Below are 13,444 nucleotides of genomic sequence, written 5' to 3'. Positions count from 1 at the left end.
AGAAATCTATATGGCTATTTGCGTGCATAGGCACTTCAACTCGTGCGTGCATGGTCATCCATACCTTGTGAATCCGTATTCCTCAAGCTCGTAAAAATTCGGGCTATTGAGGTTTTGTCTCATGTCGTTTGCAAAAAATCAGAGTGGCGCAACTGCCGTCGAATTCGCCATCATGCTTCCGATTTTCCTCGCATTGATGTTCGGCATCGTGGTTTTCGGCTCCTATTTCACGATGGTTCACGGTGTTCAGCAACTTGCAGCCGAAGCCGCCCGGACATCGGTCGCGGGCCTCAGCGACGGCGAACGCAACAGCCTTGCCACGTCCTACGTGACGTCCAGCGCTGCAGACTATCCGCTCCTCGACGCCGCAAAGATCAACGTCGTTGCCGCACCGTCCAGCTCGGATCCGAATGTCTATGTCGTGAGGGTCAATTACGACGCGTCCGCCAGCTTCATCTTCGCGCTCCCGTTCGTGCCTCCGCTGCCGCAATCGATCTCCAGAGCGGCGGTCATTCCCTACGGAGGATTCTGAGATGAAGCTGACGACGCTCATTCTCCGCTTCGCGACCGATCGCTCAGGCAATTTCACCATCATGAGCGCCGGTCTGATGACGCTCGTCATCGGTTGCACCGCGCTCGGCGTCGATGTCGGCTCGATTTTCACGGACAGGCGGAAAGCCCAGAGCGCCGCCGACCTCGCCGCCATCGTCGCCGCGAGCAATCTGTCCAACGCCTATAACGCTGCGTCCGCAACTGTCGTGAAAAACAACTACCCGGCCGCTTCGCTGGTCGCCGTCGACGTCGGCACCTACACGCCCAATCCCGCGACTGCGCCGCAGACGCGATTCGTCACGCCGTCCACGGGGACGGCCAATGCCGCGCGCGTGACGTTGAAGACCGAGACGCCGCTGTATTTCGCGCGCTACATCACCGGCAAGGACAAGTTCGCGATCAACACGCAGGCGACGGCCTCGAGCACGGCATTTGCCTCGTTCGCGATCGGCTCGCGCCTGGTCTCGCTCAACGGGGGCCTGCTCAATGCCATTCTCGGTGGCATGCTCGGCACTACGGTTTCGCTGTCGGCCATGGATTACCAGTCGCTGGTCAACGCCAGGATCGATGCCTTCGACTACCTCTCTGCGCTGGCGACGCGCGTGAACCTGACCGGCGTGACCTACAACGATCTGCTGTCGGGCAACGTCAAATTGCCCGATGCAATTGCCGCCGCGCTCGCCGCCCAGCAGGTCGCCAATGGCGCAAGCTCGGCAACCATTGCCCTGTCGAGCATATCGCAGGCGCTGTCCGGTCTCTCGACCAAGGTCAGCCTCGGCTCGGTGATTGATTTGGGGCCCTATAACGGCATGATCGCCGGACAGAGGCCGAAGGTCGGCGTCAGCGTCTCGGTCTTCAGCCTGCTTTCGGCGATCGCGGAAGTGGCCAACGGCACGCACCAGATCACGGCGCCCGTGAACCTCGGGCTGCCCGGCATCGCCGCTGCCAGCCTCGTCGTAACCGTTGGCGAACGGCCCGTGGGCTCAAGCTGGGTCGCGGTCGGCACGCAGGGCGCGAGCGTTCATACCGCCCAGACACGGATCCTGCTGATGGTCCAGATCGGCGGCAGCGGCATCGTCCCCGCGATCAATCTGCCGCTCTATGTCGAGATCGCGCAAGGCACGGCCACGCTCGACGCCATCGCGTGCAGCCGCGCGAACATCACCAACTCGGTCGTAACGCTCGGCGTGACGCCGGGACTCGTGGATGCCTGGATCGGCAATGTCTCGATGGCGGACATGACGAATTTCTCGGTCAAGCCGAATCCGCCTGCGGCCGTGCTCGTCAATGTCGGCGGGCTCAACGTCTCCGGCCGCGCACATGCGACGATGGGGAACACCTCGCCGACCTCGGTCGATTTCACCTATGTCGACATCCAGTCGCAACTGGCGAAGACGGTCAGCACGCGGAACTTCACCTCGTCGCTGACATCGAGCCTGCTTGGCGATCTCTCGCTCAGCGTCGGCGGCGTCGGTCTTCCGATCCCGGGACTGACGCCGTCGGTCAGCGGCATCCTGTCCGGAGCGACCGGCTCGATCGACCAGCTCGTCGCCTCGGTGCTGTCGACGCTCGGAGTTCGCGTTGGCCAGGCGGACGTATGGGTGTCGGGTGTGCGCTGCGACGGCGCGGTGCTGGTCAACTAGCTCGCAGCGCCGCGCGTCAATCCGCCACGACCTTCACGCGATCACGCACCTTCACCTGTGCGTTGCGATCGAGGCCGTTGAGCACGCGGAAGCGTTCGGCGGGGTGATCGACGCCGGCCATGCGGTGGGAGAGCGATTCCACGGTGTCGCCGGGCTGCACGGTGATGACCTTGATGCGCAGCGGGCGCGCGGCCTGGATCTCGTCGAGCGTCAGGCGGCGGAACGAGTTGACGGTCTCGCGCGCGTTGCGCTCACTCTCGGTCGACTTCTGCCGCGCGGCGAAGATGAAACGGTAGACGTCGCTGCCGAAGCGCAGCGCGTAGACCTTGAACTGCCACTGGTCGCCCTTGGCGGTGGCAGAGGCAGCCGGGAAACCGTTGATGGTGACGTCCTCGATGGATGCCTTCTCGACGCCTTCCATCCAGCCGGAATTGAGGTAATCGCCGAGCGACTGCTCCGCCGGCACGCGCACGACGTCGAAGCGCATCGCCTGCGAGCCGCCGTCGCGCACGCCGATCACCGCCTGCGCGGTGTTGTCGAGCGTGAAATTGTCCGGCGCCTGGAAGGTGAAGCCGAGCTTCGGATGCAGGAAACGGCGGCCGCGGACAAAGCCTTCGCTGGGGTCTTCGCCGTAAACGAGGTTGTCGATCGCGGCGAGATAGCTCTCGCGGTCGCGTTCGGCGCCTTCGGGCGCAGCATATTGCCGCGCGATGGTCTGCGCGTTCTGCACGCGCTCCGGGGTTGCCGGATGCGACGAGGTGAAATCCTGCGCGCGCGGATCGAGCGAAGCCTTGCCGGCTTTCAGCTCGGCATTGCGTTCCATCGCCGAAAGAAACCGTGCAGCACCATAAGGGTCGAAATGCGCCTTGGCGGAGATGCCGACGCCGATGCCGTCGGCCTCGAACTCCTGGTTGCGCGAAAAGCTCGCCATGGTGAGCTTCGTCTTGGCGAGCGCCAGCGCGGTGAGATCGGGATCGTTGCTCATGTCGGTGACGACGCGGGTGACGATCGCGGCCTGGCGCGCCTGATCCTCGCGCATCGCGGCGTGCTTGGACAGCACATGCGCCATCTCGTGGCTGAGCACGGAGGACAGTTCCGAGGTATCGCTGGCAAGCGCAAGAAGTCCGCGCGTGACATAGAGCTGGCCGTTCGGCAGCGCGAAGGCGTTCACGGCGCCGGAATTGAGGATGGTGACCCTGTAACCCTGGTCGGGGCGGTCGGAGGCGGCAACGAGCCGGTCGACGGTCTTGCTGACGAGTGATTCGAGCCTGGGATCGTCATAGGTGCCGCCATAGCTCGCCAGGATGCGCTCATGTTCCTTTTCAGTGGCGGGGGTCTGCGCGACGGCCGGCTTCGGCTTGGGCATCGCGACAGTCGGCGGGGCAGCGGCGGTCTGGAACCGGCCCATGTCGCCGCAGCCGGCGAGGGCCGCGCCCATCACGAGGCAAAGCACCGCCGGCGCAGCCCGCAGGCGGCGGCGTTCGCTCCATCCGTGCCGTTCTAGCACCCCAATCACGTCGCTTAACCCATGCCCGGCCCGTTTTTAGGGCCTTACCCCTGTCGTCGGCTCGTTTGTGCCCAGCAACTCGACCTGTCCCACGAGGCGGATATCGATACGCGGCCCCGTATTCCCCTCGATCCAGCCTCGGACTCGAATACGTCGATTTTCCAAGGACTTGACAGCAATTCCGGCGCTTTCGAACGCCGCTAGTGTGCGCCTTGAAATAGTCGCAGCAAAGCCGCGTGTCCAGTTCCGTCCGAAGTTGAGGTAGGTCATTGCCCCAGCTTGCCGGACCGACAGGACTTTGCCCTCGACCACCATAAAGCGCCCGATCCCCGCCAAAATATCGTCCGGACTTTCCGCGTTTTTTATGGCCAACGGGTCAGCCCAGTTTCCCTTTTTTTGGCGCCGCGCCTCGGCCTCCGACGACATCAGGGCGGCCGCGCAGTCCTTTTCGGCGATCTCGGCGGAGACGATCGCGTCGCCCTGGGCGAGCAGCATCGCCTGCACGGAGACGTCGCTTTCGCCGATGAACACGAGCGCGCCCTGGCGGCCGTAACGGTCGGGCGTGTCGTCCGTGCCGCGCGGGATCACGTCGCGGCCCGCAAGCAGCGATGCCAGCGCCTGCTTCGTCGTCGCCGTCGATTCGATGCCGGTGAGGCGGATCTCGCGGCCGTCATCGAGACGGACGCTACGTGCATCGACGATGGCGGCGACACGGCCTTCGCCCTGGGACTCGAACTGGCACGGCGCGGCGAACGCCGCGTGACAAGCGAGGAGAAGAATTGCGGCGATGAGGTGAAGCGGTCGCGTCACGTGACCCGGAGAGGTTGCGTTATGCTCCAATGTTAACTCAAGCGTGGTGGGTAGCGAAGGGGCTTCCTCATGCTCCGTCATTGCGAGCGCAGCGAAGCAATCCAGAATCTTTCCGCAGTGGCAGTCTGGATTGCTTCGCTGCGCTCGGAATGACGATGCGGAAACATCTTGCGTCTTCCGACCATTCCGCTTTGCGGAAAACGAAAGGCCGTCGCGAGCTGCGCATCGCGCTTCTGCTTGCTGCCCTCTCGCGCATGCGGCATGATTGCGGCAACAACGATAACCAAGCCGCCATCAGAGCACGGCGCGATAAGGGAGGTCTTTTTCCATGAAGAGAATTTTGTCGGGCATTTTTGCTGCGTCGTTTGCCCTGAGTGCGAACGCCGTGCAGGCCCAGGACAAGCCTCCGCTGAAGATCGGCGGCATCCTCGACATGTCGAGCCTCTATGCCGACATCACCGGCCCCGGCAGCGAGACTGCGGCCAAGATGGCCGTGGAGGATTTCGGCGGCGAGGTGCTGGGACGCAAGATCCAGGTGCTGGCGGCCGACCATCTCAACAAGGCCGATCTCTCCGCCAACATCGCCCGCGACATGCTCGACAATCAGGGCGTCGAGATGATCTACGACGTCGCGGCCTCCGCGACTGCGCTCGCCGCCGGCGAGATTGCGAAGGCGCGCAACAAGATCATCATGTTCAACGGTCCGGGCTCGATCCGTCTCACCAACGAAGCCTGCGGTCCCTATACCATCCACTACGTGTTCGACACCTACGGCCAGGCCAACGTCACGGGCCTCGCGGCCGTGAAGTCGGGCCTCGACACCTGGTACTTCCTCACCGCCGACTACGCTTTCGGGCAGGATCTGGAGAAGGACACCAGCAACGTCGTGACCAAGACCGGGGGCAAGGTGCTCGGCAGCGTCCGTCATCCGCTCAACTCGTCGGATTTCTCCTCGTTCCTGCTCCAGGCGCAGGCTTCCAAGGCCAAGGTGATCGGGCTCGCCAATGCCGGTGGCGACACCGTCAACGCCATCAAGCAGTCGGCGGAATTCGGCATCATGAAGGGCGGCCAAAAAGTCGCGCCGCTGCTCGCCTTCGTCACCGACATCGACTCGATCGGGCTCGAGACGGCCCAGGGCTTGTTGTTGGCGGAAGCCTTCTACTGGGACATGAACGACGAGACGCGCGCCTTCTCGAAGCGCTTTCAGGAGCGCGTGAAGCGGCCGCCGACCTCGGCGCAGGCCGGCGTCTACTCGTCCGTCACGCATTATCTGAAAGCGGTGAAAGCGGCCGGCACGACCGACGCCGCCGCAGTGATGAAGGTGATGAAGGAGACGCCGATCAACGACTTCTTCGCCAAGGGTGGCAAGATCCGCGAGGACGGCCGCATGATCCACGACATGTATCTGTTCGAGGTGAAGAAGCCGTCGGAGTCCAAGGGCCGCTGGGACGACTACAAGCTGCTCGCCACCGTCCCCGGCAGCGAAGCGTTTCAGTCGCTGGAGCAGTCGCGCTGTCCGCTGGTGAAAAAATAGGTCTCGTCATTGCGAGCGAAGCGAAGCAATCCAGAGAGTTTCCGCAGAGGCAGTCTGGATTGCTTCGTCGCTTCGCTCCTCGCAATGACGAGTGTGGCGATAGACCGAGCTAAACAACAACAAGGAAGAGTCCCATGAACGACATGGTCCTGCAAAAGCTCGAAGGCGGGCTGCTCACCATCACCATGAACCGCCCCGAGCGGAAGAACGCGCTCAACCCCGAGATGGTGGCCGGGCTGGTCGAGGCCGCGCGGCGCGCGGCTGACGATCCGGAGGTGCGCGCGGTGCTGTTTAGGGGTGCCGGCGGCTCGTTCTGCGTCGGCGGGGACGTCAAGTCGATGGCGGCTGGCCGCGCGCCGCTGCCGTTCGAGCAAAAGCTTGCGAATTTGCGCCGCGGCATGGAGGTCTCGCGCATCCTGCACCAGATGCCGAAGCCCGTGGTGGCGCAGCTCGACGGTGCCGCGGCCGGCGCCGGCCTGTCGATGGCGCTGTCCTGCGACCTGCGCATCGCCTCGGAGTCCTGCAAGATCACCACCGCCTTCGCAAAAGTCGGCTTCTCCGGCGATTACGGCGGCACCTATTTCCTGACACAGCTGCTCGGCAGCGCGCGGGCACGCGAGCTCTATTTGATGTCACCGGTGCTGACCGCGAAGGAAGCGCAGGCGATCGGCATGGTGACGAAGGTCGTTCCCGACGCCGAGATCGAGACTGCCGCGCACGAGCTCGCGCTGTCGCTGGCGCAGGGGCCCTCGATCGCGTTCGGCTTCATCAAGCGCAACATCAACAATGCCGAGCACCTGGCGCTCGAGGATTGCTTCGACGGCGAGGCGATCCACCACACCCGCTGCGGCGACACCGAGGACCACAAGGAGGCCGCAAAGGCCTTTGTGGAGAAGCGCAAGCCGATCTTCAGGGGCGCATGACGATGGCGCCCTATATGCGGCTGCGGCAGATCTGCCTCGTCGCGCCGCAGCTCGCGCCCGTGATCTCTGACATCGCGGAGATCATGGGCCTCGCCGTCTGCTATCGCGACGGCAATGTCGCGAAATACGGCCTGGAGAACGCGCTGCTTCCGGTCGACACGATCCTGCTGGAGGTGGTGGCGCCGTTCAAGGACGGTACCACGGCCGGGCGCTTCATCGAGAAGACCGGTGGCCGCGGCGGCTACATGGCGATCTTCTGCTGCAACGATCCCGACGAGCGCGGCCGCAACGCCAACGCCATCGGCGTGCGCACCGCCAACGTCATCGACCACGCGCCCTATCACGGCGTGCAACTTCATCCGCGCGACTGCCGCGCTGCCTTCATCGAGTTCAACCACACCGAAGGCAGCGACGACATTCTGGGGCCGTATCCGCCGGCGGGACCCGACTGGCAAAAATTCATCCGCAAGGATGTGACGCAGGCGTTGATGGCCGTGGAGATGCAGAGCCCGGACCCGCAGGCGCTGGCGGAGCACTGGGGGAAGATCATTGGTGTTGCGCCGAGCGATAACGCCGAGCTGAAACTGCCTAACGCGACCTTTCGTTTCGTGAAGGGTGCCAGCGAGATCATGAGCGCGCTGGAGTTTAGAGTCTCTGATCCCGCGAGCGTGCTGCATGCGGCGAAGGCAAGAGGTCATGCCGTGGCAGGCAATGAGTTCTTGCTGGGTGGGGTCACGTTCCGCGTGAGTTGATCCTTCAATCGTTATCCGTCACCCTGAGGTGCTCGCCTCTTCGGCGAGCCTCGAAGGGCGATGGCCACCGGCGGGGCCGCTCATCCTTCGAGGCTCGCCACGCGATGCTTCGCACCGCCTGGCTCGCGCCTCCAGCGACAGCGGCAACGCCGCTGCGCAGGGATGACGGATTAAATAGAGTGCGGCGGTAAGAAGAATAAGGATCACGTCATGCCGCATCCGCTTGACAGCTTCTTCGCCCCCGCGAGCATCGCGTTGATCGGCGCCTCGCGCGATCACGAGAAGATTCCGGGCCGACTCCTGTCGATGCTGCGCAAGAACGAGTATCCCGGCAAGATCTATCCGGTGAACCCGAACTACGCCGACATCGACGGGCTCGCCTGTTACAAATCGATTGCCGAGATCGGCGCGCCGATCGATCTCGCGGTCATCATCATCCCCGCACGCGCGGTGCTGGCCGCGCTCGAGCAATGCGCTATCGCCGGCGTCAAGAACGCCGTGATCATCTCCTCCGGCTTTGCCGAGGAGGGCGGTGACAGTGCGACGATGCAGGATGCGATCGCCGCACTGGCGAAGCGCACGGGCATGCGGATATCCGGTCCGAATGCCGAAGGCTTCTTCAGCCAGGTGCAGCGCGTGGCGGCGACGTTCAGTCCCGCCGTGGACGTCACGCCGGGCGTGGCGCCGCTGGTCGCCACGACGAAGCGGATCGGCATCGTCGCGCAGAGCGGCGGCATCGGCTTTGCCTATTATCACCGTGCCAGGGCGCTTGGCGTTGCCGTGAGCTACGTCGTCAGTGCCGGAAACGAATCCGATCTCGGCGCCGGCGAGTTCCTGGATTACATGGTGCAGGACACCTCGACCGAAGTGATCCTGCTGTTCATCGAAGGCATTCGCGACGTCGACAAGTTTCTGGCCGCCGCCCGGCGTGCCGCGGAGGTGAAGAAGCCGATTATCGTGACCAAGGTCGGTCACTCCGGCGCGGGCCAGCGCGCCGCCGCCTCGCACACGGCGAGCATGGCCGGCTGGTCGTCGGCCTATGACGCGGTGTTCGCCAAATACGGTCTTATCGTCTCCAACGATCTCGACGAGGCGCTGACGATTGCGGCAGTGCTCGCGAGCAACCCGCTGCCGAAGGGCGATCGCGTCGCAGTGGTTACCGTGTCCGGCGGCGCCGGCATCTGGGGCGCGGATGCGGTGGCGCTGCAAGGCTTGCAGGTGCCGGAGCTCTCGGAGACGATCCAGGCGGGAATCAAGGCGCTGATGCCGTCCTACGGCACTGCGCGCAATCCGATCGATGTCACCGCGCAGGGCGTCACATCAGGCGGCCTCCAGAAGAGCGTCGATCTCCTCACTGCGTCCTCCGAGGTCGATGCGGTCCTGGTTGTGCTGTCGCTGTCGAGCGAGGTGCGCAAGCCGTTCAAGGACGAGGAGCTGGCGCCGGTGCTGAGCGCACAGCACAAGCCGGTCGTGTTCTATTCCTACACGGTGCCGTCCGATTTCGCGCGCCGCGAGCTTGCCAAATCCGGCGTGGTCGTGCTCTCGGGCCTCACCCATGTCGGCGTCGCGCTGCGGCAGCTCGTCGACTACGCGAAGTTCACTCTGCCGAAGCCCGCAGATGAGGTGCGGCTGGAGCCGCGCGATCTCTTGGCGCATCTGACATCACCTGTATTGTCGGAAGCCGACAGCAAGGCGTTGCTGCGCGCCGCCGGCATCGCGCTACCCGACGAAGTGCTGGTGACGGACAAGGCGGGGCTGGACGAAGCGGTCGCCCAGGTCGGCTTCCCCCTGGTGATGAAGATCCAGTCGCCCGACATCGCGCACAAGAGCGAGGTCGGCGGTGTGCGCGTCAACATCACCACCAAGGGCGAGGTGTTTCTGGCGTTCGAGGCGCTGCTCAACAATGCGCGCAAGCACCGGCCGGAGGCATCCATTCAGGGCGTGCTGATCGGTCCGATGGCGAAGAAGGGCGTCGAGATCATCGTGGGAACGATGACGGACCAGACGTTCGGGCCGATGGTGATGGTCGGTCTCGGCGGCATTACCACCGAACTGTTCCGCGATGTCGTCTATCGCCCGGCGCCGGTCGGGGTGGAGGAGGCGGGTGCGATGCTGGCGGCATTGAAGGCGGCGCCGCTGCTGAACGGCTTTCGCGGGGCGGCCAAGGCGGATGTTTTGGCCTTGTCACAGTTGATCGCCGACATCTCGGTGCTCGCCGCGCGGCATGCGGGCGAGATTGCGGAGATCGAGCTCAACCCGGTGCTGGTGCACGCCGAGGGGCAGGGCGTGACGATTGTGGATGCGCTGGTGGTGGGAAGGAAGTAGGCGGCCACACCCCCCGCTGTCGTCCTGGACAAGCGAGCAGAGCGAGCGCTGATCCAGGACCCATTACCCCGGGGAGTAGTTTGGCGAAGACTTGCGATTGCCAGCTTCGCGCCACAACCCCTCCCTGGGGTAATGGGTCCCGGCTTTCGCCAGGACGACGGCGGAGGATGTCGCGACGCCAGCGCGATGCGGCGCGACACGCTGCCGCAATCACCTTCCCTTAAAATTCGCCGCTCGCCGTTCTTCCGTGGCCTTCACGCCTTCCTTGAAATCCTCCGTCGCGCGCAGCCTTGTCTGTTCGGCGAGCTCGTGATTGGTCGCGGCCATCACGCGATCTGCAAGCCCTGCGCGCATCGTGGCGCGGGTGGAGAGGAGGCCGAGCGGGGAGCATTCGGCGATCTCGCCGGCGAGCTTCATCGCGGCTGCCTTCACCTGGTCCTGCGGCACCAGCTCGTTGGCGAGGCCCCATTTGTAGGCCTCTTCGCCGGTGACGCGGCGGCTGGTGTAGAACATCAGCTCGGCGTTGTTCTTGCCGATCAGCTCCGGCAGCGTCGTCGTCAGGCCGAAACCGGGATGGAAGCCCAGCTTGGTGAAATTCGCGGAGAAGCGCGCTTCGGGGCAGGTAACGCGGAAGTCCGCCGATACAGCAAGACCGAGCCCGCCGCCGATGGCGGCGCCCTGCACGGCGGCGACGATCGGCTTCTTGGCGCGGAAGATGCGCACGGCCTGGATATAGAGATGGTTGATCGGGCCGAGATTGTCGGCCGGATCGCCCTTCTTCTCGGCCTCGCGCGCCTCCTGCGCCTGCCGCGCTGGATCGCCAAAGTTGGCGCCGGCGCAGAACGCCTTGCCCTGCGCCGAGAGAACCGAGGCGCGGATCTCGATGTCTCGGTCGAACTCGTCGAGCGCATCGGCGATCTGGTTGATCAGCGAGATGTCGAAGAAGTTCAGCGGGGGCCTGCGGATCTCGATGGTGCCGACGTGCCCGACCTTCTCGACGCCGATGTCTTTATACGTGCTCATGAATGATCCTCGAATGAATTAGCGCAGGCCCAAACCACGCGCGATGATGCCGCGTAGCACTTCTGTGGTGCCGCCCTGGATGGTGAGTTTCGGTGCGGTCTTGATCGCGAAGTCGAGCTGCCGCTCCAGCGTCTCGCGGTTGGTCGCGGTCTCCTCGACGAAGGCGGCGAGATCGCGCACGCGGTGCGGAAGCTGCTGCTCCCAGACCGTGCCGATGTCCTTGACGATGGAGGCCTCAACCACAGGCTCCTTGCCGGCCTGCAGCATGCCCGCCACCGAGACCGACATGCGCCGCATGGTGTGGAGCTGCGCGACGAGGCGCCCGATGCCTTCGGCGCTGCGCGTATCCGGATTCGGCCCGACCGCGCGGACCAGCTCGGTCAACACGTAATAGGTTTCCAGGAAACGCTCGGGCCCGCTGCGCTCATAGGCGAGCTCCGATGTTGCCTGCTTCCAGGCGCCGTCGACCTCGCCGAGTACGTGATCGTCGGGCACGAAGAAGTCGGTGAAGACGACCTCGTTGAACTCGTACTGGCCGGTGATCTGGCCGATCGGGTTCACCTGGATGCCCGGCTGCTTCATCTTGACCAAAAACTGCGTCAGGCCGTGGCGGCGGTTTTCCTTGGTCGGCTGTGACGTCCGGAAGATCGCGATCATGTAGTCGGCGATATGCGCCGACGAGGTCCAGATCTTGGTGCCGTTGATGAGATAGCCGCCGTCGGTCTTGGTCGCGCGCGTCTTGGCCGCGAACAGATCGGAGCCGGAGTTCGGCTCGCTCATGCCGATCGCGAAGCAGATCTCGCCGCGGCAGATGCGCGGCAGGATGTCCATCTTGATGTGCTCAGGCGCGTATTTGAGCAGCACCGGCCCGCTCTGGCGGTCGGCGACGAAGAAGCGCCGCGTCGGCGCGTTGGCGACGCGCATCTCCTCGGTCACCACGTAACGTTCGAGGAACGAGCGCTCCTGGCCGCCATATTTCTTCGGCCAGGTCATCCCTAACCAGCCCTTGGCGCCGACCCGGCGGGAAAATTCCGGCGCGTCGGTGTCTTCGCGGTTGGGCTTGTGCGGATCGAAGGTGCCGGCGGCGATCTCTTCGGCGAGGAAGGCGCGCACTTCCTTGCGCAATTGCTCGCACTTTTCCGGCAGGCGGATCGGATCGAAACGGAGGGCAGCGGTCATTGTTCTCTCGTCCCCTGATCAGCGCGACGCCACGAGCGGCCACAATTCGTCGGCGCCTCTGGTCGCAACCAGCTTGCCGAGCTCGACCGCCCAGTGGCTCTCCGAACCGAAATCGTCGCGCCAGGCCAGCGCCCGCAGCGAGTAGCGATGCAGGATGTGCTCCATGGTGAAACCGATCGCGCCGTGCACCTGGTGCGCGATGGCGCCGCCCTTCTCCGCAGCTTCCGCGCAACGGATCTTGGCCGAGGCGGCCTCGAGATAGACTTCGTCGTCGAAGGACTTTGCATTGGCGATGGCATCCGCCGCCGATGTCGCCGCCGCAAGTGCGGCGGCGGATTCGCCGGCAAGGCGCGCGAGGTTGTGCTGCACCGCCTGGAACTTCGAGATCTTCTTTTCGAAGGCGACGCGCTCGTTGGAATAGCGCACGGAGATGTCGAGCATGGATTCCAGCGCGCCGGCGATCTGCAGGCTGCGCGCGACGCCGCCCATCAGCATGAGTGTGGTCTGGTCACATCCCTTCGGCGCGGCCTTGATGGTCACGGGCTGGACCTTGTCGAGCGTCACGGTATCGCTGTGGTCGTAGCCGACATTGAGCCCGGATTCGATCCGGACCCTGCTCGCATCGACCAGAGCAATAACGGCGCCGTCCTTGCCATGCGCCAGCACCGCAAAGTGCTTCGCCGCCTTGGCGTAGGGCACGCCGCGCGTCCGGCCGGAGAGTGCGCCGTCGGCATCGCGCGTGATACGATCCTTTGGCGATGCCGGCAGCACCGTCATCTCCCCCTCGGGCGAGGCGATCTTTGCCTGTGCGAGCAGCCAGCCCGCCAGCATGGTCTCGGCCAGGGGAACCGCGACCGCAAAACGGCCGGCGGCGTTGAGCAGCGCAAAACCGTCGGCGAGGCTCGCGCCGGAGCCGCCGAGGTCGTCGGGCACCCACGACAACGGCAGGCCGGCTTCGCTCAGCGCCTGCCACAGCGGTGCCCGCCATGCATCCTTCTTGTCGTTGTTGATGGTTTGCGGATCGGCGAGATCGGCGAAGATTTTTTCCGCGGTCTCGACGACGATATTGTCACTCTCCGCCACAGCGTTCCCCGTGTTTTACCATTGGCGCGTCCCGCCCGGCAGGCCGGCGCGCAGGTTTCTTCTTGCGCCCGATGATCGGAAAAAGCCATGGCCCTGACAAGCGTTGGCCGCAG

Annotated in this window: 11 protein-coding genes; 6 read left to right on the top strand and 5 right to left on the bottom strand. The window is 64.5% G+C overall.

Features of this window, described 5'->3' with window-relative positions; genetic code table 11:
* Positions 1–121: 121 nt before the first annotated feature.
* Entirely contained in the window at positions 122–532 is a 411-nt protein-coding gene (locus RAD15_RS35150; RefSeq protein ID WP_458183301.1) for a TadE/TadG family type IV pilus assembly protein, read from the top strand.
* Position 533: 1 nt separating this feature from the next.
* The gene (locus tag RAD15_RS35145) at positions 534–2,195 is read left to right on the top strand and encodes a pilus assembly protein TadG-related protein (protein ID WP_458183300.1); all 1,662 of its coding nucleotides are present in this window, start codon (positions 534–536) and stop codon (positions 2,193–2,195) included.
* Positions 2,196–2,211: 16 nt separating this feature from the next.
* Here RAD15_RS35145 and RAD15_RS35140 read toward each other — a convergent pair whose 3' ends face one another.
* Entirely contained in the window at positions 2,212–3,702 is a 1,491-nt protein-coding gene (locus RAD15_RS35140; RefSeq protein WP_458183361.1) for a M48 family metalloprotease, read from the bottom strand.
* 36 nt (positions 3,703–3,738) lie between these two features.
* Positions 3,739–4,593: a thermonuclease family protein gene (locus RAD15_RS35135; RefSeq protein ID WP_458183299.1), complete on the bottom strand. Its 855-nt coding sequence runs from the start codon at positions 4,591–4,593 to the stop codon at positions 3,739–3,741.
* A 247-nt stretch (positions 4,594–4,840) separates the two neighbouring features.
* Between RAD15_RS35135 and RAD15_RS35130 the strand changes: the two genes are divergently transcribed.
* From RAD15_RS35130 to RAD15_RS35115, 4 genes are all read left to right on the top strand, one after another.
* Positions 4,841–6,046: an ABC transporter substrate-binding protein gene (locus RAD15_RS35130; protein ID WP_458183298.1), complete on the top strand. Its 1,206-nt coding sequence runs from the start codon at positions 4,841–4,843 to the stop codon at positions 6,044–6,046.
* 134 nt (positions 6,047–6,180) lie between these two features.
* The gene (locus tag RAD15_RS35125; protein WP_458183297.1) at positions 6,181–6,969 is read left to right on the top strand and encodes an enoyl-CoA hydratase; all 789 of its coding nucleotides are present in this window, start codon (positions 6,181–6,183) and stop codon (positions 6,967–6,969) included.
* Positions 6,970–6,971: 2 nt separating this feature from the next.
* Positions 6,972–7,721, top strand: a complete 750-nt coding sequence (locus tag RAD15_RS35120) for a hypothetical protein (protein WP_458183360.1) — start codon at positions 6,972–6,974, stop codon at positions 7,719–7,721.
* Positions 7,722–7,931: 210 nt separating this feature from the next.
* Positions 7,932–10,046: an acetate--CoA ligase family protein gene (locus RAD15_RS35115; protein ID WP_458183296.1), complete on the top strand. Its 2,115-nt coding sequence runs from the start codon at positions 7,932–7,934 to the stop codon at positions 10,044–10,046.
* A 210-nt stretch (positions 10,047–10,256) separates the two neighbouring features.
* On the opposite strand, the gene RAD15_RS35110 is transcribed toward RAD15_RS35115, so the two are convergent.
* Genes RAD15_RS35110 through RAD15_RS35100 form a run of 3 tightly spaced genes read right to left on the bottom strand, consistent with a single transcriptional unit; the run spans position 10,257 to position 13,331 of the window.
* The gene (locus RAD15_RS35110; RefSeq protein ID WP_458183295.1) at positions 10,257–11,069 is read right to left on the bottom strand and encodes an enoyl-CoA hydratase/isomerase family protein; all 813 of its coding nucleotides are present in this window, start codon (positions 11,067–11,069) and stop codon (positions 10,257–10,259) included.
* A gap of 18 nt (positions 11,070–11,087) precedes the next feature.
* Positions 11,088–12,248, bottom strand: a complete 1,161-nt coding sequence (locus RAD15_RS35105; protein WP_085351673.1) for an acyl-CoA dehydrogenase family protein — start codon at positions 12,246–12,248, stop codon at positions 11,088–11,090.
* Between the two features lie 18 nt (positions 12,249–12,266).
* Positions 12,267–13,331 (bottom strand): acyl-CoA dehydrogenase family protein, encoded by a 1,065-nt coding sequence (locus RAD15_RS35100; RefSeq protein WP_458183294.1) that lies wholly within the window; start codon positions 13,329–13,331, stop codon positions 12,267–12,269.
* Between the last annotated feature and the right edge of the window lie 113 nt (positions 13,332–13,444).

The sequence above is a fragment of the Bradyrhizobium sp. 14AA genome (assembly GCF_054185205.1).
This window is presented reverse-complemented; position numbering and strand designations above follow the sequence as displayed.

Excerpts from the sequence above, each read along its gene's own strand:
- RAD15_RS35105 (WP_085351673.1), bottom strand. The coding sequence starts at position 12,248 with ATGACCGCTGCCCTCCGTTTCGATCCGATCCGCCTGCCGGAAAAGTGC.
- RAD15_RS35115 (WP_458183296.1), top strand. The coding sequence starts at position 7,932 with ATGCCGCATCCGCTTGACAGCTTCTTCGCCCCCGCGAGCATCGCGTTG.
- RAD15_RS35125 (WP_458183297.1), top strand. The coding sequence starts at position 6,181 with ATGAACGACATGGTCCTGCAAAAGCTCGAAGGCGGGCTGCTCACCATC.
- RAD15_RS35110 (WP_458183295.1), bottom strand. The coding sequence starts at position 11,069 with ATGAGCACGTATAAAGACATCGGCGTCGAGAAGGTCGGGCACGTCGGC.
- RAD15_RS35145 (WP_458183300.1), top strand. The coding sequence starts at position 534 with ATGAAGCTGACGACGCTCATTCTCCGCTTCGCGACCGATCGCTCAGGC.
- RAD15_RS35135 (WP_458183299.1), bottom strand. The coding sequence starts at position 4,593 with ATGACGGAGCATGAGGAAGCCCCTTCGCTACCCACCACGCTTGAGTTA.
- RAD15_RS35150 (WP_458183301.1), top strand. The coding sequence starts at position 122 with ATGTCGTTTGCAAAAAATCAGAGTGGCGCAACTGCCGTCGAATTCGCC.
- RAD15_RS35130 (WP_458183298.1), top strand. The coding sequence starts at position 4,841 with ATGAAGAGAATTTTGTCGGGCATTTTTGCTGCGTCGTTTGCCCTGAGT.
- RAD15_RS35120 (WP_458183360.1), top strand. The coding sequence starts at position 6,972 with ATGGCGCCCTATATGCGGCTGCGGCAGATCTGCCTCGTCGCGCCGCAG.